Annotated in this window: 21 protein-coding genes; 3 read left to right on the top strand and 18 right to left on the bottom strand. The window is 64.7% G+C overall.

Annotation, left to right across the window (positions count from 1 at the left end; all coding sequences use genetic code 11):
* Positions 1 to 81: 81 nt before the first annotated feature.
* From EWV37_RS10850 to rpsO, 10 genes are all read right to left on the bottom strand, one after another.
* Positions 82 to 579, bottom strand: coding sequence for a CinA family protein (locus EWV37_RS10850; protein ID WP_095796702.1), 498 nt, complete (start codon positions 577 to 579; stop codon positions 82 to 84).
* On the bottom strand, positions 579 to 1232 hold the full coding sequence (pgsA, locus tag EWV37_RS10845; RefSeq protein WP_129701609.1) for a CDP-diacylglycerol--glycerol-3-phosphate 3-phosphatidyltransferase: 654 nt from the start codon (positions 1230 to 1232) through the stop codon (positions 579 to 581). Before pgsA ends, EWV37_RS10850 begins: the two co-directional genes overlap by 1 nt.
* Positions 1232 to 4162, bottom strand: a complete 2931-nt coding sequence (locus tag EWV37_RS10840) for an FtsK/SpoIIIE family DNA translocase (RefSeq protein WP_129701554.1) — start codon at positions 4160 to 4162, stop codon at positions 1232 to 1234. The genes pgsA and EWV37_RS10840 overlap by 1 nt, the downstream gene beginning before the upstream one ends.
* 81 nt (positions 4163 to 4243) lie before the next feature.
* Positions 4244 to 5938: a ribonuclease J gene (locus EWV37_RS10835; RefSeq protein WP_095796704.1), complete on the bottom strand. Its 1695-nt coding sequence runs from the start codon at positions 5936 to 5938 to the stop codon at positions 4244 to 4246.
* A gap of 15 nt (positions 5939 to 5953) precedes the next feature.
* The gene (dapA, locus tag EWV37_RS10830) at positions 5954 to 6889 is read right to left on the bottom strand and encodes a 4-hydroxy-tetrahydrodipicolinate synthase (RefSeq protein WP_129701552.1); all 936 of its coding nucleotides are present in this window, start codon (positions 6887 to 6889) and stop codon (positions 5954 to 5956) included.
* Between the two features lie 19 nt (positions 6890 to 6908).
* Positions 6909 to 7577 (bottom strand): tetratricopeptide repeat protein, encoded by a 669-nt coding sequence (locus tag EWV37_RS10825; RefSeq protein WP_095796706.1) that lies wholly within the window; start codon positions 7575 to 7577, stop codon positions 6909 to 6911.
* A complete protein-coding gene (dapB, locus tag EWV37_RS10820; RefSeq protein ID WP_095796707.1) occupies positions 7574 to 8341 on the bottom strand; it encodes a 4-hydroxy-tetrahydrodipicolinate reductase in 768 nt (255 codons plus the stop codon). Before dapB ends, EWV37_RS10825 begins: the two co-directional genes overlap by 4 nt.
* 12 nt (positions 8342 to 8353) lie before the next feature.
* Positions 8354 to 9772 (bottom strand): M16 family metallopeptidase, encoded by a 1419-nt coding sequence (locus EWV37_RS10815; RefSeq protein WP_095796708.1) that lies wholly within the window; start codon positions 9770 to 9772, stop codon positions 8354 to 8356.
* 21 nt (positions 9773 to 9793) lie between these two features.
* Positions 9794 to 12061, bottom strand: coding sequence for a polyribonucleotide nucleotidyltransferase (locus tag EWV37_RS10810; RefSeq protein ID WP_129701550.1), 2268 nt, complete (start codon positions 12059 to 12061; stop codon positions 9794 to 9796).
* 266 nt (positions 12062 to 12327) lie between these two features.
* On the bottom strand, positions 12328 to 12597 hold the full coding sequence (rpsO, locus tag EWV37_RS10805; protein WP_016996788.1) for a 30S ribosomal protein S15: 270 nt from the start codon (positions 12595 to 12597) through the stop codon (positions 12328 to 12330).
* Between the two features lie 193 nt (positions 12598 to 12790).
* On the opposite strand from rpsO, the gene EWV37_RS10800 reads away from it, so the two are divergent.
* From EWV37_RS10800 to EWV37_RS10790, 3 genes are read left to right on the top strand one after another with little or no spacing between them, the layout of a single operon-like run.
* Positions 12791 to 13249, top strand: a complete 459-nt coding sequence (locus EWV37_RS10800; RefSeq protein WP_129701548.1) for an S-ribosylhomocysteine lyase — start codon at positions 12791 to 12793, stop codon at positions 13247 to 13249.
* Positions 13246 to 14019 (top strand): 5'-methylthioadenosine/S-adenosylhomocysteine nucleosidase, encoded by a 774-nt coding sequence (gene mtnN / locus EWV37_RS10795; RefSeq protein ID WP_129701546.1) that lies wholly within the window; start codon positions 13246 to 13248, stop codon positions 14017 to 14019. Before EWV37_RS10800 ends, mtnN begins: the two co-directional genes overlap by 4 nt.
* A 12-nt stretch (positions 14020 to 14031) precedes the next feature.
* Entirely contained in the window at positions 14032 to 14895 is an 864-nt protein-coding gene (locus EWV37_RS10790) for an aldo/keto reductase (RefSeq protein ID WP_129701544.1), read from the top strand.
* Positions 14896 to 14915: 20 nt separating this feature from the next.
* Here the strand turns inward: EWV37_RS10790 and EWV37_RS10785 are convergent, their stop codons facing one another.
* The 8 genes from EWV37_RS10785 to nusA all read right to left on the bottom strand — a co-directional run bounded on the left by EWV37_RS10785 (position 14916) and on the right by nusA (position 23007).
* Positions 14916 to 15929 (bottom strand): bifunctional riboflavin kinase/FAD synthetase, encoded by a 1014-nt coding sequence (locus EWV37_RS10785; RefSeq protein WP_095796713.1) that lies wholly within the window; start codon positions 15927 to 15929, stop codon positions 14916 to 14918.
* Between the two features lie 42 nt (positions 15930 to 15971).
* Positions 15972 to 16439, bottom strand: coding sequence for a hypothetical protein (locus EWV37_RS10780; RefSeq protein WP_095796714.1), 468 nt, complete (start codon positions 16437 to 16439; stop codon positions 15972 to 15974).
* A gap of 43 nt (positions 16440 to 16482) precedes the next feature.
* Positions 16483 to 16860: a hypothetical protein gene (locus EWV37_RS10775; RefSeq protein ID WP_095796715.1), complete on the bottom strand. Its 378-nt coding sequence runs from the start codon at positions 16858 to 16860 to the stop codon at positions 16483 to 16485.
* Positions 16860 to 17888: a tRNA pseudouridine(55) synthase TruB gene (truB, locus tag EWV37_RS10770; RefSeq protein ID WP_095796716.1), complete on the bottom strand. Its 1029-nt coding sequence runs from the start codon at positions 17886 to 17888 to the stop codon at positions 16860 to 16862. Before truB ends, EWV37_RS10775 begins: the two co-directional genes overlap by 1 nt.
* Positions 17889 to 17893: 5 nt before the next feature.
* Positions 17894 to 18358, bottom strand: a complete 465-nt coding sequence (gene rbfA, locus EWV37_RS10765; protein WP_129701542.1) for a 30S ribosome-binding factor RbfA — start codon at positions 18356 to 18358, stop codon at positions 17894 to 17896.
* 165 nt (positions 18359 to 18523) lie between these two features.
* Entirely contained in the window at positions 18524 to 21439 is a 2916-nt protein-coding gene (gene infB, locus EWV37_RS10760; RefSeq protein WP_129701540.1) for a translation initiation factor IF-2, read from the bottom strand.
* A gap of 124 nt (positions 21440 to 21563) precedes the next feature.
* The gene (locus tag EWV37_RS10755; protein ID WP_129701538.1) at positions 21564 to 21896 is read right to left on the bottom strand and encodes a YlxR family protein; all 333 of its coding nucleotides are present in this window, start codon (positions 21894 to 21896) and stop codon (positions 21564 to 21566) included.
* 133 nt (positions 21897 to 22029) lie between these two features.
* Positions 22030 to 23007, bottom strand: a complete 978-nt coding sequence (gene nusA, locus EWV37_RS10750; RefSeq protein ID WP_129701536.1) for a transcription termination factor NusA — start codon at positions 23005 to 23007, stop codon at positions 22030 to 22032.
* Between the last annotated feature and the right edge of the window lie 44 nt (positions 23008 to 23051).

Raw genomic sequence — 23051 nt, 5'->3', positions numbered from 1 at the left:
TGACCCTGGGCGACTCAAGTTGAGCCTCTGGTAGTAGTAACCTGCTTGCCCGTTCAATTGTTCCTTGTTGGCGAAAGAATTTCACTGGAAGTTGTCTGTGAGCTCGATTTGTGACGCAAGAAAGTCAATGGCCCGGGAAACCGACTCCCGACGGATAGCGGCGCGTCCGCCATCCAGGCGCAGCTCGAGGTGGTCCTCTCCCCTGGGTCCGCTGACACCGAGGTACACGGTGCCGACCTCCTGACCATCGTGCGGTTCGGGGCCGGCCACGCCGGTCGTGGCCACGGCCCAGTCGACACCCAGAGCGGCACGGGCGCCGCGTGCCATGGCCTCCGCCACCTCGGGATCGACGGCACCCTGACGCTCCAATAACTCATGGGAGACGCCCAGAGTCTTTTCCTTCACGGCATGCGAGTAACTCACCACACCGCCCTCCAGAGAGTCGGAGGCGCCCGGAACATCGACAATGGCCGCTGCCACCGCTCCACCGGTCAACGATTCCGCGGTTCCGATGGTCACCCCGTGCGTTACGGCCAACTGAATCAGATCCACGGCGGTATGAAGTTGAGAATCTGCCACTATTCGTCCTCGTTCTCAGCGGCCTTGTTCACGGCAGCGTTACGCAGTTGCACGGCCTTGATCACGTAGTCAATACCGGTGACGACCGTGACGATCAACGCCAGCGCGGTCAACACCCATGCGAACCACAGCCACCAAGCACCCACGAATGGTGCCAGCGGCAGCAGCAGAGCGATCAGAGCCGCCGTCTGCAGCACGGTCTTGGTCTTGCCTCCCTTGGAAGCTGCCATGACGCCGTAGCGGATCACCACGAAACGCATGATCGTGATGCCCCACTCACGCACCAGAATCACGATGGTCACCCACCACCACAGCTCGCCCAACATGGAGAGCACCACGAACGCAGCACCGGTCAGCAATTTGTCCGCGATGGGATCGGCGATCTTGCCGAAACTGGTGATCAGGTTACGTGCGCGGGCGATGTCGCCGTCGAGTTTGTCCGTGTACATGGCCACGCCGAAGACCACCACGGCAGCCCAGCGCATGGGCATGGAATCCTCACCGTGCGTTCCACCGGCCCACAGGAACCACACGAAGAACGGCACCATGACAATGCGCAGTGCCGTCAGCGCATTGGGCAGATTCCAGTTGGATGAGTTGGGCGGCGGGTCTGCGACCGCCCGGGGTGCGGGGGTTCCGCCTTTTCGAGCCATCATCGTCCGGTCAACTCCCAAGCATCGTTCGAATCATCGTCGTCGTTTCCGTCGTGGTAGTCCTTGGCCACGTCGGACAGGCTTGCTTCCACGGGGTCGTCACCGTAGTCGACGGAACCACCGGTCCCCGCCGACGCCGCTGCGGAACCTGCCCCGGCGGCGTCGTCGCCGGGGGTCGAAGGCGGTTCCTCGCCGCGAATGAGCGCCAGGGTGGCCGCGAGATCGTCGGGCTTGACCAGAACATCACGGGCCTTGGAACCCTCCGAGGCGCCCACCACGCCGCGGGACTCGAGCAGGTCCATGAGGCGACCTGCCTTGGCGAAGCCCACGCGGAGCTTGCGCTGCAGCATGGACGTGGAACCGAACTGGGTGGTGATGATGAGTTCGGCTGCCTGCAGCAGCACGTCCAGATCGTCCCCGATGTCCTCGTCGATCTGCTTCTTGGGCGCTTCCTGGATCACGTCTTCGCGGTAGTTGGTCTGCATCTGGGTCTTGACGTGTTCCACGACCTTGTGGATCTCGGACTCCGAGACCCACGCGCCCTGCACACGCATGGGCTTGGAAGCGCCCATGGGCAGGAACAGCGCGTCACCCTGGCCGATGAGCTTCTCGGCACCGGGCTGATCCAGGACCACTCGGGAGTCGGTCACGGATGACGTGGCGAACGCCATGCGCGAGGGCACGTTGGCCTTGATCAGGCCCGTAACCACGTCAACGGACGGGCGCTGGGTGGCCAGCACCAGGTGGATACCGGCGGCGCGGGCGAGCTGGGTGATGCGCACGATCGCGTCCTCGACGTCGCGCGGGGCGACCATCATGAGGTCCGCGAGCTCGTCCACGATGACGAGCAAATACGGGTACGGGCGGATGACGCGCTTGGAACCGGGCTCCGGCTGCACCTTGCCATTGCGCACGGCCTTGTTGAAGTCGTCGATGTGCTTGTACCCGTAGTGCGACAGATCGTCGTAGCGGGCGTCCATTTCGCGCACCACCCACTGCAGGGCCTCGGCGGCCTTCTTGGGGTTGGTGATGATGGGCGTGATCAGGTGGGGAACGCCCTCGTACGCGGTGAGTTCCACGCGCTTGGGGTCCACCATGACCAGGCGCACCTCGTCCGGGGTGGAGCGCATCAGGATCGACACGATCATCGAGTTCACGAACGAAGACTTACCGGCACCGGTCGCACCGGCCACCAGCATGTGCGGCATCTTGGCCAGGTTGGCCACCACGAAGCCTCCCTCGACGTCCTTGCCCACGCCCATGACCATGGGGTGTTCGGACTTCCGAGCCCGTTGTGAGCGCAGCACATCACCCAGGGCCACGGTCTCTCGGTCCGTGTTCGGGATCTCGATGCCAATCGCGGACTTGCCCGGGATGGGTGAGAGGATGCGGACATCGGCGGAGGCCACCGCATAGGCAATGTTCTTGGACAGCGCTGTCACGCGCTCCACCTTGGTGCCCGAGCCGAGTTCGATCTCGTAGCGGGTCACGGTGGGGCCGCGGGAGAAACCGGTGACCTCGGCATCCACGTTGAACTGCTGCAACACGTTGGTCAGTGAACCCACCACGCGGTCGTTGGCCTCGGAGCGTTCCTTGGCCGGCGGGCCCTGCACCAGGCTCCCGGGGTCCGGCAAGTTGTACGCCATGTCACCGGCAAGCTGCAGCTGCTCGGAGCGGGCCGGGATCGGCGCCGACGGCGTGTGGGTCCGTGAACTCTCGGGGGCATCCACCTCTGCGAGCGCCGGTGCGTCCGAGGCTTCTGCCGTGTCTGCGGCCGGTTCCAGACCCTGTTCGCGCCGCAACTTGTCCGCGGCGATCTGGGACTTGGTCGGGCGCTTCACACCCGGTCGCACGCTCGGGATGTCCTCGGTGTCCTGGACCTGGGCGCTCGCGGCACCCGCGGCGGTCGAGGACGTGGAACCGGACGGAGCGCCGTCGTTGGAAAGATCGAACACGCGGGTACTCGAGGAGCCGTCCGCGGCCTCGCGGCGCTTGGCCTCGTCCACGACGGCACGTTCGAAGGCCTCGTCCCCGTTGTAGGCGTCCAACTGGGCCTTTTCACGACGCCGCTCGGCGCGGGTCTGGCGCTTGCCCCGCTTCTTCTGCGGGCTGGCCGGGTCCAGGTACGAGCGGTCGTGTTCAGGGTCCGACACGTCGGTGGTCCGGTGCTCGCCCTGTCCCATGAGTTTGTCGTAACCGTCCCGCAGTCGCGGCCCGATCTGGCCGACAGGGGTCGCGGTCATGACGAGTACGGCGAGGAAAGCTAGAACGGCAAGTACCACCAGGGCACCCCAGTGGGTCACGAGCGCCGAGAGCGGATCGGCGGCCAGGAAACCGACGAACCCGCCGGCGCGCCAGATCGCTTCGAACCCCTGGTTGAGTTGGGGCTGTCCACCGGCGATGTGCGCGATACCGGATCCAGCCACGGTCAGTGCCATGAGCCCGATGGCGATGCGGTTGTTGGCTTGTGTCTCGGTGGGGTGCCGGAATGCCCGCCATGCGAAGAACAGGCAGAACACGGGCAACACGAGCGCCATGAAGCCGAACGTGCCGCCGACCACGGCGTGCACCCAGGAGGCGGGCATGGAAATGAAGGTGGCATCCACTCCGCGAAGGTTCCACCACTCAACCGCCGCGATCAGGACGGCCAGCACGAGCCATACGAGTGCGCCGCCGTCGCGGCGCTCCTCCGGAGCCATGTCCGTGCGCACGGTGCCGATCCGCCGCACACCGGCACCCACCACGTGGCCGAGACCGGCCCACGCGTTGACCACGGCATGAAGGAGACGACTACCAGCAGACGGTCCCTGTGGTGTGGACTTGGCCGGGGCCTTGGACGTGCTCTTGGTAGTGCCCTTGGAGAAGCGGGATGCGGTCGAGGTTCGAGATGTTGACTTCGACGATCGCGGAGGGGAAGTTCGTGACGCCATATGTTCCAGAATACCCGCCGAGCGCAAAGCCCGCCCCGACATCGCGTCGGGGCGGGCTCGGCTCGCTCGGATCAGCCTTAATTAAGCTTCGACCACCACGGGTACGATCATGGGTTTGCGGCGCAGCTTGCGCGAAACCCACGAGCCGATGGTGCGGCGCACGACCTGCTGCAGCTGGTGCGCTGTGTGATTCTTGCCGGACTCCCCCATCGCGTCTTCGAGGGCCGCAATGATCTTGGGGCGGATTTCATTGAAGACAGTGTCCTCCTCGGCCACGCCGCGCGCGTGGATGTCCGGGCCGGAAACGATCTTGCCGGTGTCGCGATTGACCACGGTAACCACGGAGATGAAGCCTTCTTCACCCAGGGTCATGCGGTCCTTGAGGTCCGCGTCCGTGATCTCACCCACGGAGGAGCCGTCCACGTAGATGAACCCGCATTCGACCTGACCGGTGATCTTGGACTTACCGTTGTGCATGTCCACCACGGTGCCGTTCTCGGCGAGCAGCACGTGATCGCTGGGAACACCGGTCTCCTGGGCCAGGGCACCGTTGGCGATCAGGTGGCGCACCTCGCCGTGGACCGGCATGACGTACTCGGGCTCCACGATGTTGTAGCAGTACAGCAGTTCGCCGGCGGCTGCGTGACCGGACACGTGCACCTTGGCGTTGCCCTTGTGCACCACGTCAGCACCCAAACGCATCAGACCGTTGATCACGCGGAACACCGAGTTCTCGTTACCGGGGATCAACGACGACGCCAGGATCACCGTGTCACCGGCGTTCACCTGAACCTTGTGGTCGCCGTTGGCCATGCGGGACAGCGCGGCCATGGGCTCACCCTGAGAACCGGTGCACATGATCACGAGCTTGTCGTCCGGGTAGTCCGCGGCCTTCTTCTGGTCGATCAGCACGTTGGGCGGAACGTCCAGATAACCGAGCTTGTCGGCGATCTCCATGTTGCGGATCATCGAGCGACCCATCAGGGCAACCTTGCGACCGCTGGCCACGGCGGCGTCGAGCACCTGCTGCACGCGGTGAACGTGCGAGGAGAACGAGGCCACGATCACGCGCTGGCGTGCCTTGGCGATCACGTCTGCGAGCACGGGGCCAATGGCCTTCTCGGTGGGTACGAAGCCCGGCACCTCGGCGTTGGTGGAGTCAGTCAGGAACAGATCCACACCCTCTTCACCCAGGCGGGCGAAGTGGCGGAGGTCGGTGATGCGACCGTCCATGGGCAACTGATCCATCTTGAAGTCACCGGTGTGCAGGACGGTGCCGGCCTTGGTCCGCAGGAACACGGCCAGGGCGTCAGGGATGGAGTGGTTGACGGCCACGAACTCGCACTCGAACTCGCCGAGGCGCTCGACCTGGCCCTCGCGCACGGCCAGGGTGAAGGGCTTGATGCGGTGCTCCTTCAGCTTGGCTTCGATCAGTGCGAGGGTGAGCTGGGAACCGATGATGGGGATGTCCGGACGGCGCTTGAGCAGGTACGGAACGGCACCGATGTGGTCCTCGTGACCGTGCGTCAGGACGACCGCCACGATATCGTCCAGGCGGTCCTTGATGTTGTTGATGTCCGGCAGGATCAGGTCCACACCGGGCTGGGTTTCTTCGGGGAACAGCACACCGCAGTCGACCACGAGCAACTGCCCATTGATCTCGAACACGGTCATGTTCCGACCGACCTCGCCCAAACCTCCCAGCGGGATGACGCGCAGAGTGTCTGCGGCCAACGCGGGGGGTTCGGAGAGGTCAGTGTTGGTCCATCGGGTCATGAGACCCCTTTCGTCTTAATTGTTCAAAGTGTCTGCCAGGACCGAGGAACTCAGATCCGCGCGGATCTGCTCGATTTCGGCCTGAGTGGGCGCCACATGCGGCAAGCGCACGGTGTTGTTCGGCAGGCGCCCCTGCCAATTCAAAATCGTTTTCGCGGCCACGGCACCGGGCACACGAGTCATGGCGGCGCGAACCACCGGGATCAGCTCATTGTTGACCTTGCGCGCGGTGACGAGGTCACCGGCGAGGGCGGCGTCGACGAGCGTGCGGAACCGCGGAGTGTCCAGGTGGGACGTGACGCCCACGAGACCTGCCGCGCCCAGCGCGATCCAGGGCAGGGTCAGTCCGTCGTCACCGGAGTAGTACACGAGATCGGTTTCGGCCATCACGTGTGCGGCGGCATTGAAGTCTGCCTTGGCATCCTTGACGGCCACGAGGTTCTCGTGGGACGCCAGCGAGATGAGCGTTTCCGGGGCAATCGGGACGCCCGAACGACCCGGAATGTCGTACATCATGATCGGCGTGTCGACGGAATCCGCCAGTGAGCGGAAGTGCGCCTCGATACCGGCCTGTGTGGGCTTGCTGTAGTACGGCGTGACGATCAGCAGGCCGTCCATGCCGATTTTCTGGGCTTCCAGGGAGAGGTACCGGGAGTGCTCGGTGTCGTTGGAACCCGTGCCCGCGAGCAAGGGCACGCGCCCGCCCACGGCATCCTTGACGGCCCGGAAGACCGCGAGGTTTTCTTCGTCGGTCATGGTCGAGTACTCGCCGGTGGTGCCACACACCACCAGTCCGTCACAACCATCGTTGACCAGTTCTTCCGCCAGATGCCCCGTGGTTTCGAGGTCCACGGACCCGTCGTCCTTGAACGCGGTCACCATGGCGGTGAGCAGAGTTCCGAACATGGGGGCGGGGCGGTCGGGCTGAGTGGCTACGCTGCGATCGGTCATACGCTCAAGGTTACCGCGATCACCGCGCCAGTGCCGCCCCCGGGTCCGCGCCGCGGTACAAGGCAATAGCGGTGCGCATGGCACCGCGGGCGCGCCGACCGTCCGAGCTCGCCGAGTAGGCCAGGCTCAAGCGGTACCAACCGCGCCAATCCTCCGGGTTCGCCTCGACCTCTTCGCGAACGGTGTGGAAGTGCTCGTCCGCGGCCTCTCGTACATAGCGGCCCGACGGCGTTTTGGGCAGGTTGTCCTCGGGGAGCCCGCCTTCCGCGGCGAGGGTGCGGCCGAGTTTTTCGGTACGGGCACCGAAAATGATCTCTCGCACCATGGCCCACGTGCCCACCGCCGGGATGACCAGCATGGCGATCCCGAAGCCCTTCACGATCAAACCCTCCGAGCTCAGCAGCAGCACCGCTCGTTGGAACGACAGGCCAAGATAGAGCGCGAGCAAAGCGACCATGAGGGCGGCCAGGATGCGCCCCTTGGAACCGATTTCGAGCACGGTAAAGACCGCAGCGAAGGCCAACATGGCGATGATCCACACTTTGGAGCCCACGGAGATGGGCAGGATCACCACGGTCAGCAGCGCCAGCACGATGACCGCGGCCACCCACCACCGCAGAGAACTGGGTTTCCCGGAGTCGGACGTTACGGAAACGTGTTCTCGGGAGTCGGATTCGCGATGACTCACAGGCCCAGATCCATGTAGCCGTCCAGCCCGTGAGTCAGTCCCGGGTGCTTGGCCACTTCACGCACGCCCAGCACCACACCGGTCATGAACGAGATCCGGTCAAAGGAATCGTGACGAATGGTCAACTGCTCCCCCGTGTTGCCCAGCAGAGTCTCCTGGTGGGCGACCAGGCCGCGTAGTCGTACGGAGTGCACGTGCACACCGTCGACCACGGCGCCGCGTGCGCCGTCCGGATCGGTCTGTGTCGCGTCCGGCGAGTCAACCACACCGGCCGCGCGGCGGGCCTTCCCGATCAACGACGCCGTACGGGCTGCGGTTCCGGACGGCGCATCCAGCTTGTCGGGGTGGTGCAGTTCGACGACCTCCACGGATTCGAAGAACGCGGCTGCCGCCTCCGAGAACTTCATGGCCAGCACCGCACCCACTGCGAAGTTGGGGGCGATCAGCACACCTACCTCGGGGTGCTTGGCCAGCTGAGATTCGAGGTCCGCCAGGGCCTGATCGTCCCAGCCCGTGGTGCCCACGACCGAATGGATACCATGGTCGATGGCGAAGCGGACGTTGTCCCGCGTGGACTCCGGAACGGTCAGGTCGATCATGACCTGCGCACCCGAGTCGACGATGGTTTGGAAATCATCGCCACGACCCAGCGCGGCGACCAGTTCCAACCCGGCAGCACGCTCAACGGCAGCCACGGCCTCGGAACCCATGCGTCCGTGGTGACCGAGCACGGCCACCTTGATGGTGTTGTTCGATTCGGTCATCTCAACCACTCCTTAGTTCTGGCTCGGCAGCTTCTCGGCCGGAGCTTGCGGCCCCACCACGGTCTGCACGGACGACGCCGCGGACAGTTCCGCCGCCAGCGTCTGAACGTCCTGCGAGGTCACGGCGCGGATCCGGTCCAGGGACTCGTCCACGTCCATGTACACGCCGGTCTTCAATTCTGCCGATCCCAAACGGGACATCCGTGAACCGGTATCCTCCAGGGCCAGCACAGTGGCGCCGCTGAGCTGGCCCTCGATCTTAGCCAATTCTTTGGCGGTCATTCCGTCCTGCGCGAGCCGGTCCAGCTCGGTGCGCATGAGTTGCGCGACCTGGTCCACCCGATCCATGGTGCAGCCCGCATACATGCCGAAATACCCGGCATCCGAATACGCACCCGAGAACGAGAACGTGGAGTACGCCAGGCCCTTCTGCTCGCGGATCGTGTGAAACAACCGTGAGGACATCCCCCCGCCCAGTGCGGCATTGAGCACGGTCATGGTGAAACGCCGGTCATCACCCACGCGCAGTGCAGGACCGCCCAGCACCACGTGCGCCTGTTCCACGGGGCGGTGAAACACCTGGGTGCCCGTCAGGGGTGTGAGCACAGCCGATGTATTGGCGCGCCGCGCCCCCACCGCACCGGGTGCATCCGGATCCCAGCCCGCGCGGGTCAAGGACTCCCGAACCAGCTCGACCACGCGTTCGTGTTCGAGCCCGCCGGCGGCCGTGACCACGAGATGTTCCGGACGATAGGCCGCACGGTAATGCTCCCACACGGCGTCACGAGCCACGGACCGGATCTCCTCCGGGGTGCCCGCAATCGGACGCGCCAGGGGTGAGCCGTCCAGGACCGCTGCGGTGAACTGTTCGAACGCGAAATCGGTGGGGTCGTCACGGTCCATCGCGATTTCCTCGAGGATGACTCCCCGTTCGCGATCGAACTCGTCCGGGTCCAGTACCGCGCTCGAGAACATGTCCGCGAGAACGTCAATGGCCATGGGCAGATCGTCCGAAAGCACCCGCGCGTAGTAGCACGTGTTCTCCTTGGCGGTGAACGCGTTGGACTCGCCACCCACAGCGTCGAACGCTTCGGCGATGTCGAGCGATGTGCGCCGCGCCGTGCCCTTGAACAGCAAGTGCTCCAGGAAGTGCGTGGAACCGAGCATCCCGGGTGCCTCGTCACGAGAACCCAGGCTGACCCAGAAGCCCACGGAGGCCGAGCGTTGACCGGGCATTTTTTCCGTGAGCACGCGTGTACCGCACGGCAGTACGCTGCGGGTGATCACGGCGCCGTCGGCGTCGTCGTGGACCACGTGGGTGAAGCCGGTGGTGTCCGGCAAAGAAGCTGAGTACGCCCGAAGGCGGGCGTCCGCGGGGAAGATTTTCTCCCCGGGATCGCCCGCCTCCAGCGGAAGGTGAACTACCGTCATGAACCTCGAGTTACCCCTCGATCAGCTCTCGTTGACGGGTTCGGACTCGAGCTCTTCGGCCTTGTCCTCGTCGGCAACGACCGGTGCCAGCGACAGCTTGCCGCGGTCGTCGACCTTGGTGATCTCGACCTGGACCTTCTGGCCGACACTTACGACGTCGTCAACCTCGTTGACGCGCTTGTTGTCGTTGAGCTTGCGCATTTCGGAGATGTGCAGCAGGCCGTCCTTGCCCGGGGTCAGGGAGATGAACGCACCGAAGGTGGTGGTCTTGACCACGGTACCCAGGTAACGCTCGCCCACCTCGGGGACCTGCGGGTTGGCGATCGCGTTGATCGCCGAACGAGCGGCCTCTGCCGACGGTCCGTCGGTGGCACCGATGTACACGGTGCCGTCGTCCTCGATGGAGATGTCGGTTCCGGTGTCTTCCTGGATCTGGTTGATCATCTTGCCCTTGGGGCCGATGACCTCACCGATCTTGGAGACGGGAACGTTCACGCTGATCACGCGAGGCGCGAATTCGCTCATCTCGTCCGGAGCGTCGATCGCGGAGGTCAGCACATCCAGGATGTACAGGCGGGCTTCGCGAGCCTGGCTCAGGGCGGCGGTCAGCACGGAGGCCGGGATACCGTCGAGCTTGGTGTCCAGCTGGATGGCGGTCACGAACTCGGAGGTACCTGCAACCTTGAAGTCCATGTCACCCAGGGCGTCTTCGGCGCCGAGAATGTCGGTCAGCGCCGCGTAGCGGGTTTCGCCGTCCACGGTGTCCGAGACGAGACCCATGGCGATACCGGCAACGGGTGCGCGCAGCGGCACACCGGCGTTGAGCAGCGACAGGGTCGCGGCGCACACGGAGCCCATGGAGGTGGAGCCGTTGGAACCGAGGGCCTCGGAGACCTGACGGATCGCGTACGGGAATTCCTCACGCGAGGGCAGCACGGGCGTGATCGCACGCTCTGCCAACGCACCGTGACCGATTTCGCGGCGCTTGGGCGAACCCACGCGGCCGGTCTCACCGGTGGAGTACGGCGGGAAGTTGTAGTGGTGGATGTAGCGCTTGTGCTTGACCGGGGACAGCGAGTCGATCTGCTGTTCCAGCTTGAGCATGTTCAAGGTGGTGACACCCATGATCTGGGTCTCGCCGCGCTCGAAGATCGCCGAACCGTGCACGCGGGGCAGCACCTCGACCTCGGCGGTCAGTTCACGGATGTCCGTGAGGCCGCGGCCGTCGATGCGGACCTGGTCCTTGAGGATGCGCTGACGCACGGTCTGCTTGGTGAGTGCCTGGTAGGCACCGTTGATCTCGTCCTTGCGGTCGGCGAAGGGCTTGCCCTCACCGGTGAGCTCGGCCAGACCGCTCTGGTGCAGCTCGTCGGTGGCGGCTTCGCGCTCCTGCTTACCGGCGATGGAGTACACCTCGGCCAGACGGTTACCCACGAAGTCCTCGACGGCCTGGGTGGCGTCGTCGCCGTAGCCGCCGAAGCGAGGCAGTTCCATGGGGGACTTGCCCGCACGGGCGACCAGGTCGGCCTGAGCGTCGCACAGTGCCTTGATGTAGGACTTGGACGCCTCGATGCCCTCGGAGACGAGCTCCTCGGTCGGGGCGACAGCGCCCTGGCCCTTGACGAGCTCCCAGGCGTTGTCGGTGGCTTCGGCCTCGACCATCATGATCGCGACGTCTTCGGAACCGTCAGCGGTGGTGACCACGCGGCCGGCCACGGCCATGTCGAACACGGCGTTCTCGATCTGGGAGTGCTTGGGGAAGGCGATCCACTGGTGCTTGCCGTTCTCCTCGGGCATGAGTGCCATGCGCACGCCGCCCACGGGGCCCTGGAAGGGCATGCCGGACAGCGAGGTGGACATGGACGCGGCGTTGATGGCCACGGTGTTGTAGATCTCGTCCGGTGCGATGGACAGCACCGTCACGACAACCTGGACCTCGTTGCGGATGCCCTTGCCGAAAGCGGGGCGCAACGGACGGTCTATCAGGCGGCAGGTCAGGATCGCGTCGGTGGACGGACGGCCTTCACGACGGAAGAACGAGCCCGGGATGCGACCGGCGGCGTACATCCGCTCTTCCACGTCCACGGTCAGCGGGAAGAAGTCGAAGCCTTCGCGGGGGTTCTTGCCCACGGCGGTGGCCGAGAGCATGGAGGTCTCTTCGTCGATGGAGACCAGGGCGGAACCGGCGGCCTGCTTGGCCAACCGGCCGGTTTCGAAGCGCACTACGCGCTTGCCGTACGAACCGTTGTCGATGATTGCTTCTGCACTCTGAATTTCGGGACCCTCCAAGGGTCACCTCCGTTTCTTCTGTGGCGAAAAGCGCGACATACCGGTCTTCGATCGAGGCGCTCGCACTGCGCATGCATTGCGAAGGCCACTGTCGAGGACCGCGATATGGTGCGCGAATCCGCTACTAGCTTTTTCTATTTCATGTGTTGGCCCGGTGGGCCGGTGGTTCCGTGTGGAACCTGGCGGTGTTCGTCACGAACAGCGCCGGTTACGGCGGTTCCCCGCGCCTTCACGGGTGAAAACACGGGGAACACCGAGAACTTAGATCACTTACGCAGGCCGAGGCGCTCAATGAGCGCACGGTAGCGAGCGATGTCAGTACGACGCAGGTAGTCAAGCATGCGACGACGGCGACCCACCAGGGCCATCAGGCCGCGACGGGTGTGGTGGTCGTGCTTGTGCTGCTTCAGGTGCTCGGTCAAGTCGGAAATACGACGGGACAGCACGGCAATCTGCACCTCGGGGGAACCAGTGTCACCCTCGTGAGTTGCGTACTCCTTGATGATTTCCTGCTTGATAGCGGCATCCAGTGCCATAAGTAACTCCTTGAGTTAGTACCGTGACCGCCCGGTGCGCAGGTTTCGCGCCCGGGTTTCGGGTGTCTCACCCGAGATCTGACCGCCACGGACTGCAGTCAGGCCGTTGACCAGTCTAACGGACGTCAACCAATACGTCGTATCAGGCGGGTCACCGTTATGGATGTCCCCGTCAACTGGGACAATGAGGACCATGAAGAAAATGAATGTGGAGTCTTTCAACCTCGACCACCGTTCGGTCGCGGCCCCTTACGTTCGGATTGCCGATCGCAAGGAGTTGCCCGGAGGAGACACGCTCATCAAGTACGACGTGCGGTTCTCCCAGCCCAACGAATCGCACCTGGAGATGCCGGCTATCCACTCGATCGAGCACCTCACCGCGGAGCACATGCGCAATCACACCGAAGCGCTCATCGACTTCTCCCCCATGGGCTGCCAGACCGGCTTCTACGCGCTCATGTTGGGCGTGGAGGACGCTGAGTTCAAGGATCTGTTGGAGGCCACGTTCAAGGACATCCTCGCGGCGGACGAGGTTCCGGCCGCCAACGAGGTGCAGTGCGGTTGGGGCGCCAACCACAGCCTTGAGGCCGCCAAGTCTGCCGTGCAGGACTTCTTGGACGAACGCGCCGCCTGGGACGTGGTCACCAAGTGAGCGCAGGCGCCTCCCAGGAGACGTTGAATCACGACGCCGCCCTGTTCGGTCGCTGCGTGGGCGCACCCGCCGTGGTGGTCGCCATGGACGAAGAGGCAGCACCTTTTCTGACGCGCGCCGAGGAACAAGCGGCGCAGCCGCTCACCGTGGGTCAGGCACTGGTCTACGCGGTGGTCCTGGAAGGTGCCCCCGTGCTGCTCGTGCGCATGGGTATCGGGCTGGTCAATGCGGCGTCGGCGGTGACGGCGGTGATCGAACGTTTCGAGCCCTCCATGGTGCTCGCGGCCGGTTCGGCAGGGGGCCTACGAGCGGACGTGAACGTGGGTGACCTGGTGATCGGCACCGGCTATCGATACACGGATGCAGATGCCACGGCGTTTGGATATGTTCCCGGACAAGTACCCGGCATGCCGGAAAGCTACTCCCCCGCTGAGAGTTTGCTGAATGCCACGGAAACTCTGGTCGGGAGCGATGAGCAGACCGTTCTCCGTGGCACCATGCTTTCGGGTGGCTCGTTCGTCACGGAAGCCAATGTGGGTGCCACCCGCGAGATCTTCCCCGAGGCGCTCAGCACGGACATGGAAACGGTCGCGCTGGCGCAGGTGTGCGCCACCCGCGGATACCCCTTCCTGGCGGTGCGCAGCGTGTCGGATCTGTGCGGTCCCGCCGCCGGACAACAGTTCCACCTGGAGATCGACCTTGTGGCGGAGATCAGCGCGAGTGCCGTGTGCCAGGTATTGAACACCCTCCGCCAAAGTACTGCCGAGTGAATTGAGGAACGCATGAGCGACAAGAAACTTGAGGACGCCGTCCCGGACGCCCCGCCCCACGTGCTGCGCGACGGCAACAAGATTCCGCAGTTGGGCCTGGGGACCTACCCCATGGACGACGCCGAGGCTGAGGCGCTGATCCCTGAAGCGCTGTGGCGCGGCTACCGCCTGATCGACACCGCCGTGAACTACGGCAACGAACTGGGTGTGGGTCGCGGCGTCAAGGCATCCGGGATCAACCGCGATGACATCTTCCTGACCACCAAGCTCCCGGGTCGCCATCACGGAACGGATTCCGTTCGGCGCTCGCTCGAAGGCTCCCTGGAACGGCTGGGAACCGATTACGTGGATCTGTACCTGATCCACTGGCCCAATCCCTCCGTGGACCGCTATGTGGAGTCCTGGCGGACCATGATCGAGCTGCGGGATCAGGGCCTGATCAAGTCGATCGGCGTGTCCAATTTCCTGCCGGAGCACCTGCTGCGGCTCGAGAAGGAAACGGACGAGATGCCGGTGATCAACCAGGTGGAACTGAACCCGCAGTACCAGCAGGAACTGCTGCGCGAGTTCCACGCAGAACACAAGATCGTGACCGAGGCGTGGTCACCGTTGGGCCGCAAGACGGACATCCTGCAGCACGAGTGGCTTTCGGAAATTGCCCGCAGCATCGGCCGCACGCCCGCCCAGGTCATCCTGAGGTGGCACATCCAGTCCAACATCCTGCCCATCCCCAAGAGCTCGGACGTCACCCGCATGGCCGAGAACCTGGACGTGTTCGACTGGGATCTCTCGGACGATCAGATGCGACGCATCAAGATGTTGCACACCGGATTGAGCGGCTCCGGTTTCGATCCCCTTGAGCACGAGGAGATGTAGCAACTACCCGGCCGGATGTATCAGGCGGTCTCGTGAGGTTCCTTGGCCAGGATCTCGCGGGACCGTTTGACGTCGTCGTTCATCTGGGCCACCAGCGCATCGATGCCGCGGTAGGCAACCATGCCGCGCAGTCGTTCCACGAATTCCACCACGACCTGTTGACCGTAGAGGTCGAAGTCCTCAATGTTCTCTTCCGGCCGATCGATCACGTGCGCCTCGACCTGACGGGAGACCCCTTCGAACGTCGGATTCGAGCCTACGGAAATGGCCGTGGGCCAGCGCTTGCCGTTCTGATCTACGAGCCATCCCGCGTAGACACCGTCCGCGGGGATGAATCCGGACGCGTCCGGCGAAAGGTTCGCGGTGGGGAATCCCAGTTCGCGACCGCGAGCAGCTCCGTGCACTACTTCCCCGCGCATCCGGTGGTTGCGGCTGAGCAAACCCGTGGCGCCGCGCATGTCACCGGCTTCCAGGCACGAGCGGATCCACGTGGAGGAGCAGCGGCGTTCCGTAGCCGCGGCCGCGGGTGTGCCGTTCTTGAGGGGAGTCGAAGGATCGGTGCCCACGACGTCCTCGACGACCACGACGTCGAAACCGTGCTTGTCGCCCAGCGCCCTGATGGCATGCAGATCGCCGGTGTTGTCCTTACCCAGACGCACGTCCTCACCGATCACCAGGCACACCGCTTCGAGCGGCTTGACCAGGTAGTCGACCACGAACTCTTCGGGGGTCAATTGAGCGAAATCGAGGGAATAGGGCTGCACGAGCACGGCATCGATCTCGGTGTGTTCCAGTGCGTCGAGTTTGTCCTCGAGCCCCATGATCACGCCGGGGTGAGACTCGGGCCGGTGCACCAGCGCCGGGTGGGGATCAAAGGTGACCACCACCGATTTCGCGGTGCGTTCCCCGGCCACCTCCAACAACGTGTCGAAGACGTGTTGGTGACCGCGGTGGACTCCGTCGAAGTTTCCAATCGTCACCACGGACGGTCCGAAACCCGGGGTGATGTCGTCGCGGGATCTCCAGCGAATCACTGTTCTCCTCGATGTCGAGTGTGCGGGCGGGACGAAACGAGCCTACCCGTTGGCGCGGGTGGGACGGGTGCGCCACAACCAGATAAGACCGATCATGGGCAAGACCAAGGGCACAAAACCGTAACCCGCGCCGAAGTGCGACCAGACACTGGCCTTGGGGAAGAGTTCGGGCGAGAGCACGCTGAGCAGGCCGACTGCGAGCACGCCGATCATCTCGATCCATACGGCGATCCACGCGATCCGGTGCCAACCGGGGCCGGTCTTGGTCAGTGCCACGGTCGCAATCACGTAGATGACGGCGGAAATCGTGGACAGGATGATCGCCAGCGGTGCCTCGGAAAACTCCGTACCCAGCTGGTACAGGGAACGCACACCTGCCGAGAGCGAGAACACCCCGTAAATCACGATGATGAGCCTCCCGAATCCGCTGGATTTGGCATCCGTGCGCTTTGTCTTCACGCGGTTGCCGAAACGCTGCTGCAACGCGTTGTGCTCGGTGGACTTGGTCACCGTGATCCCGTTCCTTTCCGCGGAGTGGTCAATGCTGCCGGCCTCAGACGTTCTGGTAGTACCAGATGTAGTTCATGCGGTAGACCATGATGATGACCACGGGTCCGGCCGCAGCCAGGATGAGCGTGGACCAGCGTGAGCGTTCCACGAGAGACCAAATGAACGTTCCGGCCGGGATGAGCAGCGCCGTCAGCAGGTAACCCCAGTACTCGAGAACACTGCCCGAGGCTTCCGACCCGAAGATAGGGAGGAAGATCGAACCCACCACGTACACGAGCAGGAACAGTTCCAGAATCAGCACGGAGCCTTGTGAGAAGTCGTCGGGTTCGCGTCCGCGCATCGCCTGCACCAGGCAGATCAAACACGACAGCGTTCCAATCACCACCGAGGCCCAGAACCATCCGTCGTAACCCCACAGCATCAGTGATTCTCCTGTTCGGACGGTTCGGACGTGCCGGTCGAGTCGGCAGAAAACGTCTCGCCCGCGGCAATGCCCAGAACGGATGCCGCGTAGCGCTTGGAAGCGGAGCCGCGGTTCTCGGCCAGGGCCACCAGAGTCCCGTTAGGTGCGAAGCACGCAACGGGCAAGTCTGTTCCGCTGACCAGATCGGCCGGGTGCGCGGAGATCCGGCGACCGTGCGACAGGTCCGTGGCCTCCCCCGCGTCCAAACGGCGCACGGGAAACAGCAGTTCCGCGGCACGGTTGATCTCCAGGGTGTCCACGGTCCCGCCGTCGCTCACCGATTGCGTCAGGTCGTCCAGCGTGTGCGCCTGGTCGAGAGTGAAGGACCCCACGCGCGTGCGGCGCAGCGCCGTCAGGTGTCCGCCCACGCCCAGGCCACGGCCCATGTCACGGGCCAGCGCACGGATGTAGGTGCCTGAGGAACACGAGACCGTGGCCGTCACATCGATGCCGGTCTCGTCGCGCGAGATGTCGTGCACCGTGAATTCGTGGATCGTGACGGGTCGCGCGGCCAGTTCGACGTCCTCGCCGCCGCGAACTCGGGCGTAAGAGCGTTTTCCGTTCACCTTGATGGCGCTCACCGCTGACGGTACCTGCTGGATCTCGCCGGTAAGTGCGGAAACTTCACGCTGAATGTCGCTGTCACTTACTCCCGCGAGGGTCGAGGCATCCGCGCGCTCGGTCACGTCGCCCTCGGCGTCGTCGGTCACGGTCGCTGCGCCCAATCGAATGGTCGCCTCGTACGTCTTGGACGTTCCGGTGACCCAGGTCAGCAACTTGGTGGCCTTCTCGACACCCAGCACCAGGACTCCCGACGCCGCCGGGTCCAGCGTGCCGGCGTGACCTACCTTGCGGGTCCCGGCCAGGCGCCGCATTCGTGCCACGACGTCATGCGAGGTCCAGCCCAGGGGCTTGTCGACGATGACGAACCCGGCCGTCCTCGGAAGCGAGGGGGCCGGGCTCGGAACGTGGGGACGTTCACTCACGCGCGTCAGCTCCGGGGCGAGTCGTCGTCGGTATCGTCATCCGCGGCTTCGTCCTCGGGGGTGCGGTACGCGTCCTCACCCGCGGCGTAGGAGGCGCCGACGGCCTGAGCCGCGACCTGCTCGTCCTTTTCGCGTGCGGCGCGCAAGAGCTCTTCGAGCCGGGCGGCGTCGGCGGGGATTTCGTCCGCGACAAAGGTGAGCGTGGGCGTGAGGCGGGCGGTGATGTTCTTGCCGACCTCGGAACGCAGCACGCCCTTGGCGGACTCCAGTGCCTGCGCGGTCTCCGCGCGCTGCGTCTCATCGCCGTAGACGGTGTAGTACAGCGTCGCGTGCTGAAGGTCGTTGGTGACCCGGGCATCGGTGATGGTCACGAAACCGACGCGGGGATCCTTGATCCGGCGCTCGAGGGCCTGGGCAACGATCACCTTGATGCGGTCGGCCAGCCGTGCGGCGCGTGCGGCGTCAACCATGGTGACTCTCCTTCGCTGGGGAACGCGGTGCGTTCCGTATCTAAAAAATCTGGGGTGCGGCGCCGCCATCACGACGACGCCGCGGGCCCGCCGCCGTGGGCGACGGGCCGGTGCGGCGGGTACCTACCGGAAACCGGGGTACCCGCCGCTTGAACGTGACGTGACTCAGGCGCGCGGCTTTTCGCGCATCTCCCACGTCTCGATCATGTCGCCCTCTTGGATGTCGTTGAAGGAACCGAGGCCGATACCGCACTCGAAACCTTCGCGAACTTCCGTGGCGTCATCCTTGAAGCGACGCAGCGAATCGATGGTGAGGCTGTCCTTCACCACGTTGCCGTCGCGGACCAGGCGCGCCTTGGCGTTGCGCTTGACCACGCCCTTGGTGATGTACGCACCGGCGATGTTGCCCCACTTGGAGGAGCGGAACACCTCGCGGATCTCGGCGGTACCGAGCTCCACTTCCTCGTACTCCGGCTTGAGCATGCCCTTCAAGGCGCTCTCGACATCGTCGATGGCGTTGTAGATCACCGAGTAGAACTTCATGTCCACGCCCTCGCGGTCCGCGAGTTCGGTGACACGTTCCGCCGGGCGGACGTTGAAGCCAATGATGACCGCGTTGTCCACGGTGGCCAGGTTGACGTCGTTCTGCGTAATGGCACCCACACCGCGGTGGATGACGCGCAGCTGAACTTCGTCTCCGCCCACATCGATCTTGAGCAGCGAATCTTCCAGCGCCTCCACGGCACCGGACACGTCACCCTTGATGATGAGGTTGAGGGTGTCCATCTTGCCCTCTGCCACGGCCTCGTCGAAGGACTCGAGCGTGATGCGCTTGCGACGCTTGGCCAGCTGAGCGTTGCGGTCAGCGGCCTGACGCTTCTCGGAGATCTGGCGAGCCGTACGCTCCTCCTGGGTGGCCAGGAAGGTGTCACCGGCGCGGGGCACTGCGGACAGACCCAACACCTGGACCGGTCGGGACGGGGTGGCAGTCTCGACTGCCTGACCGTTCTCGTCGAACATGGCGCGCACGCGGCCGTGAGCCGCACCCGCGACAATGGCGTCGCCGACCTTCAGCGTGCCGGACTGGACCAGCACGGTACACACTGCGCCGCGGCCCTTGTCCAGGTTGGCTTCAATCGCCACGCCACGAGCTTCCTTGTCCGGGTTGGCCTGCAGTTCCAGGGCACCGTCAGCGGTCAGGACGACCGCGTCGAGCAGGTCTTCGATGTTCTGACCGGCACGCGCGGAGACATCCACGAACATGGTGTCGCCACCGTATTCTTCGGGGATCAATCCGTACTCGGTGAGCTGACCGCGGATCTTCTCCGGGTTGGCTTCCGGCTTGTCGATCTTGTTCACCGCGACCACGATCGGCACACCGGCCGCCTGGGCGTGGTTCAACGCCTCGACGGTCTGGGGCATCACGCCGTCATCAGCGGCGACCACCAGCACGGCGATGTCCGTGACCTTGGCACCACGGGCACGCATGGCGGTGAACGCCTCGTGACCGGGGGTGTCGATGAAGGTGATCAGACGCTCTTCACCGTCCACCTCGGTGGAGATCTGGTACGCACCGATGTGCTGGGTGATGCCGCCGGCCTCGCCCTCGATCACCGTGGTGTTACGGATCGCGTCGAGCAGACGGGTCTTACCGTGGTCGACGTGACCCATGACGGTGACAACCGGAGGACGGGATTCGAGAACCTCGTCGCCCTCGGCCTCGGCTTCGGCCTCGAGGTCGATGTCGAAGGATTCGAGCAGCTCGCGCTCCTCGTCCTCCGGCGAGACGACCTGGATCTTGAAGCCCAGCTCGGCACCCAACAGCTCGAACGTTTCTTCGTCCAGCGACTGGGTCTGCGTGGCCATCTCACCCAGGTGGATGAGAACGGTCACGAGCGATGCCGGGTTGGCGTTGATCTTCTCAGCGAAGTCCATGAGCGAGGCACCGCGACGCAGGCGGACCACCGTGTTGCCATCACCGTGCGGAACGGAGACGCCACCCACGGCGGGTGCTGACATCTGCTCAAGCTCTTGACGCTTCGCGCGCTTCGACTTGCGCTGACGTCCACGGCCACCGCCGCCTCGACCGAACGCACCCTGGGTACCACCACGACCACCGCGGCCGCGGAAACCGCCGCCGCCACCGGGGCCACCGGGACCGCCACCACCGCGGCGGGGTCCACCGCCACCGGCGTTACCGGGACGGCTTCCGATGGGAGCCACACCCGTGGTGTGCCCCGGCATCATGTTGGGCGAAGGGCGAGGACCACCGGGACGGGGAGCACCCTGACCCTGACCCTGGCCCTGGCGTGCGCCACCCGGACGCGGAGCACCCGAACGGGGTCCACCCTGGCCGCCCTGACCGCCGTGCGCGGGACGGGGACCGCCCGGACGAGGGCCTGCGGGGCGGGGTCCACCGGGACGGGGACCGCCCTGGCCGGAACCGCTGGTACGCATACCCTGCTGCGGGGCGAACGGGTTGTTACCGGGGCGAGGTGCGCCCGGCTTGCCGGAACGTTGCTGACCCGGACGAGCACCACTCGGCTTGGGACCGCCGGACTCGGAACCGCGACCCATACCCTGCTGCGATGCGTACGGGTTGTTACCCGGACGCGCACCGCCCGGCTTGGGGGCCGAGGACTTGGGTGACTGCGGCTTGGACTCGGGCCCCTTGGGTGCCTGTTCCTTGGGAGCCTCCGCCTTGGGTGCCGGAGCGGGCGTGGACTCCGCCTTGGGAGCGGCAGCCGGAGCCGTCTCTTCCTTGGCCTGAGCGGGCTTGGGAGCAGCCTGACCCGGCTTGGGGCCGGGGGCTGCTGCGGGGCGCTCGGCAGCGGGCTTGGTCTCGGCCTTGGGCTGGGACTTCTGCGCCGGCTTGGTGCTCTGATTCTTCTGGGGAGCCTTCTCCGCTGCAGCGTCGCCGGAACCGGCGGGGAATGCAGAACGAAGTTTCTTGGCTACGGGGGGCTCCACCGTGGAGGATGCTCCACGGACGAATTCCCCTAATTCTTGAAGCTTGGAAATCGCTTCTTTAGACGTGATACCGAGCTCTTTGGCGAGCTCGTGGACACGGGGCTTGGCCACATTTCTCCTGTCTCGGTTCGCACCGAAACAGGCACGAACCATTATCTTCCGTTGATGCGGCCTTGGGGCGCGTCGATGATCGACATGTCACCCTGCTGGCCGTGGGCGGAGTACGAAAAAGTACTCATCGCTTGGCACTCATCGGTTTTCCATGGTCTTCTGACTCGCTTTCCTTCTGTCCGTTCCACCGTGTGGACAGTAAAACGTTGAGGTGGTGACCGAGGTTCTCGGCACTGACGGCGGTGCGAAACGCGCGATTGAACGCGCGGCGTCGCACTGCTGTCCTGACGCATTCCTGGGTGGGATGCACCCAGGCACCTCGGCCGCCGATACGGCGGTGCACGTCGAACACGGCTTCCAGGCCCTGCTCCGTCTGCTCCACCGCTACGCGGACGAGTTGGTCAGGGGAAACAATTTTCTTGCATCCCACACAGGTTCGAAGGCTGTTCTGGCTCACCCTCGCTCCTGTACTTGCTCACGTGAGTACTCGGCACTCGCCAGGTGCGATGCCGGTGAGTACGCACAATTCACGAACTGACCGTAGACCAGTCTAACGCGCCGGGGTTGATTCCCTCGAATTGCGGGTTTTCTCAGTGATTCGCCACTCGGGACTCGGGCACGATGTCGATGCGCCAGCCGGTCAGGCGCGCGGCCAGTCGAGCGTTCTGCCCTTCCTTGCCGATGGCCAGTGACAGTTGGCTGTCGGGTACCACGGCTCGGGCCGAGCGAGTTCGCTCGTCAACGACCTCCACGCGGGTGGTCTTGGCCGGGGACAGGGCATTGGCGATGAACACGTCGGGTTCTTCGGTGAAGTCGATGATGTCGATCTTCTCCTCCCCCAGTTCGTTCATGACGGCGCGCACACGCGAACCCATTTCACCGATGCACGCGCCCTTGGCGTTGGCCCCGGGACGAGTCGCGACCACGGCCATCTTGGTGCGGTGACCGGCCTCGCGGGCCAGGGCGACGATCTCCACGGAGCCGTCCGCGATCTCGGGAACTTCCATCTCGAACAGGCGACGCACCAGGTCCGGGTGCGAACGGGACAGCGTGATGGACGGGCCCTTCATGCCGCGCTTGGCCTCCACCACGAACGCGCGAATGCGGGCGCCGTGCTTGTAGACCTCGCCGGGTGCCTGCTCGTGCGGTGGCAGCACGGCCTCCACGGTGCCCAGGTTCACCTGGATCATGTTGGGATTCTTTCCCTGTTGAATCTGGCCGGACACCAGTTCGCCCTCGCGGCCCTTGAAGTGGCCCAGCACGTTGTCGTCCTCCACGTCCCGCAGCTTTTGCAGGATGACCTGGCGTGCGGTGGCGGCGGCAATGCGACCAAAACCGGCGGGGGTGTCGTCGAACTCGCCGATCTTGTTCCCGTCCTCGTCGACCTCGTCCGCCCAGATGGTCACGTGACCGGTGCGGCGTTCGACCTCTGCGCGAGCACCGCTCACGGCACCCGGGGACTTCTGGTAGGCGAGCAACAGTGCCTGTTCGATGGTGGGGATCAACACGTCCACCGGAATGTCCCGTTCGCGTTCGAGCAGACGCAGGGTACTCATATCAATGTCCATGTGACCGGCCTTCCTTCGTGCCCATTCGGGACCCGTCCGGGAAC

The sequence above is a fragment of the Kocuria carniphila genome (genome assembly GCF_004136555.1).
Taxonomy (GTDB): Bacteria; Actinomycetota; Actinomycetes; order Actinomycetales; family Micrococcaceae; genus Kocuria; species Kocuria carniphila.
The sequence above is the reverse complement of the archived record's forward strand: the minus strand, read 5'-3'. Positions and strand labels throughout refer to the sequence as shown.

Bases quoted from the DNA above. Each gene is read 5' to 3' on its own strand.
- dapB (WP_095796707.1), bottom strand. From the start codon at position 8,341: ATGACCGAATCGAACAACACCATCAAGGTGGCCGTGCTCGGTCACCAC.
- dapA (WP_129701552.1), bottom strand. From the start codon at position 6,889: ATGACCGATCGCAGCGTAGCCACTCAGCCCGACCGCCCCGCCCCCATG.
- EWV37_RS10800 (WP_129701548.1), top strand. From the start codon at position 12,791: ATGAAGAAAATGAATGTGGAGTCTTTCAACCTCGACCACCGTTCGGTC.
- nusA (WP_129701536.1), bottom strand. From the start codon at position 23,007: ATGGACATTGATATGAGTACCCTGCGTCTGCTCGAACGCGAACGGGAC.
- rbfA (WP_129701542.1), bottom strand. From the start codon at position 18,358: ATGGTTGACGCCGCACGCGCCGCACGGCTGGCCGACCGCATCAAGGTG.
- EWV37_RS10815 (WP_095796708.1), bottom strand. From the start codon at position 9,772: ATGACGGTAGTTCACCTTCCGCTGGAGGCGGGCGATCCCGGGGAGAAA.
- EWV37_RS10840 (WP_129701554.1), bottom strand. From the start codon at position 4,162: ATGGCGTCACGAACTTCCCCTCCGCGATCGTCGAAGTCAACATCTCGA.
- EWV37_RS10835 (WP_095796704.1), bottom strand. From the start codon at position 5,938: ATGACCCGATGGACCAACACTGACCTCTCCGAACCCCCCGCGTTGGCC.
- pgsA (WP_129701609.1), bottom strand. From the start codon at position 1,232: ATGGCTCGAAAAGGCGGAACCCCCGCACCCCGGGCGGTCGCAGACCCG.
- EWV37_RS10790 (WP_129701544.1), top strand. From the start codon at position 14,032: ATGAGCGACAAGAAACTTGAGGACGCCGTCCCGGACGCCCCGCCCCAC.
- EWV37_RS10775 (WP_095796715.1), bottom strand. From the start codon at position 16,860: ATGCTGTGGGGTTACGACGGATGGTTCTGGGCCTCGGTGGTGATTGGA.
- rpsO (WP_016996788.1), bottom strand. From the start codon at position 12,597: ATGGCACTGGATGCCGCTATCAAGCAGGAAATCATCAAGGAGTACGCA.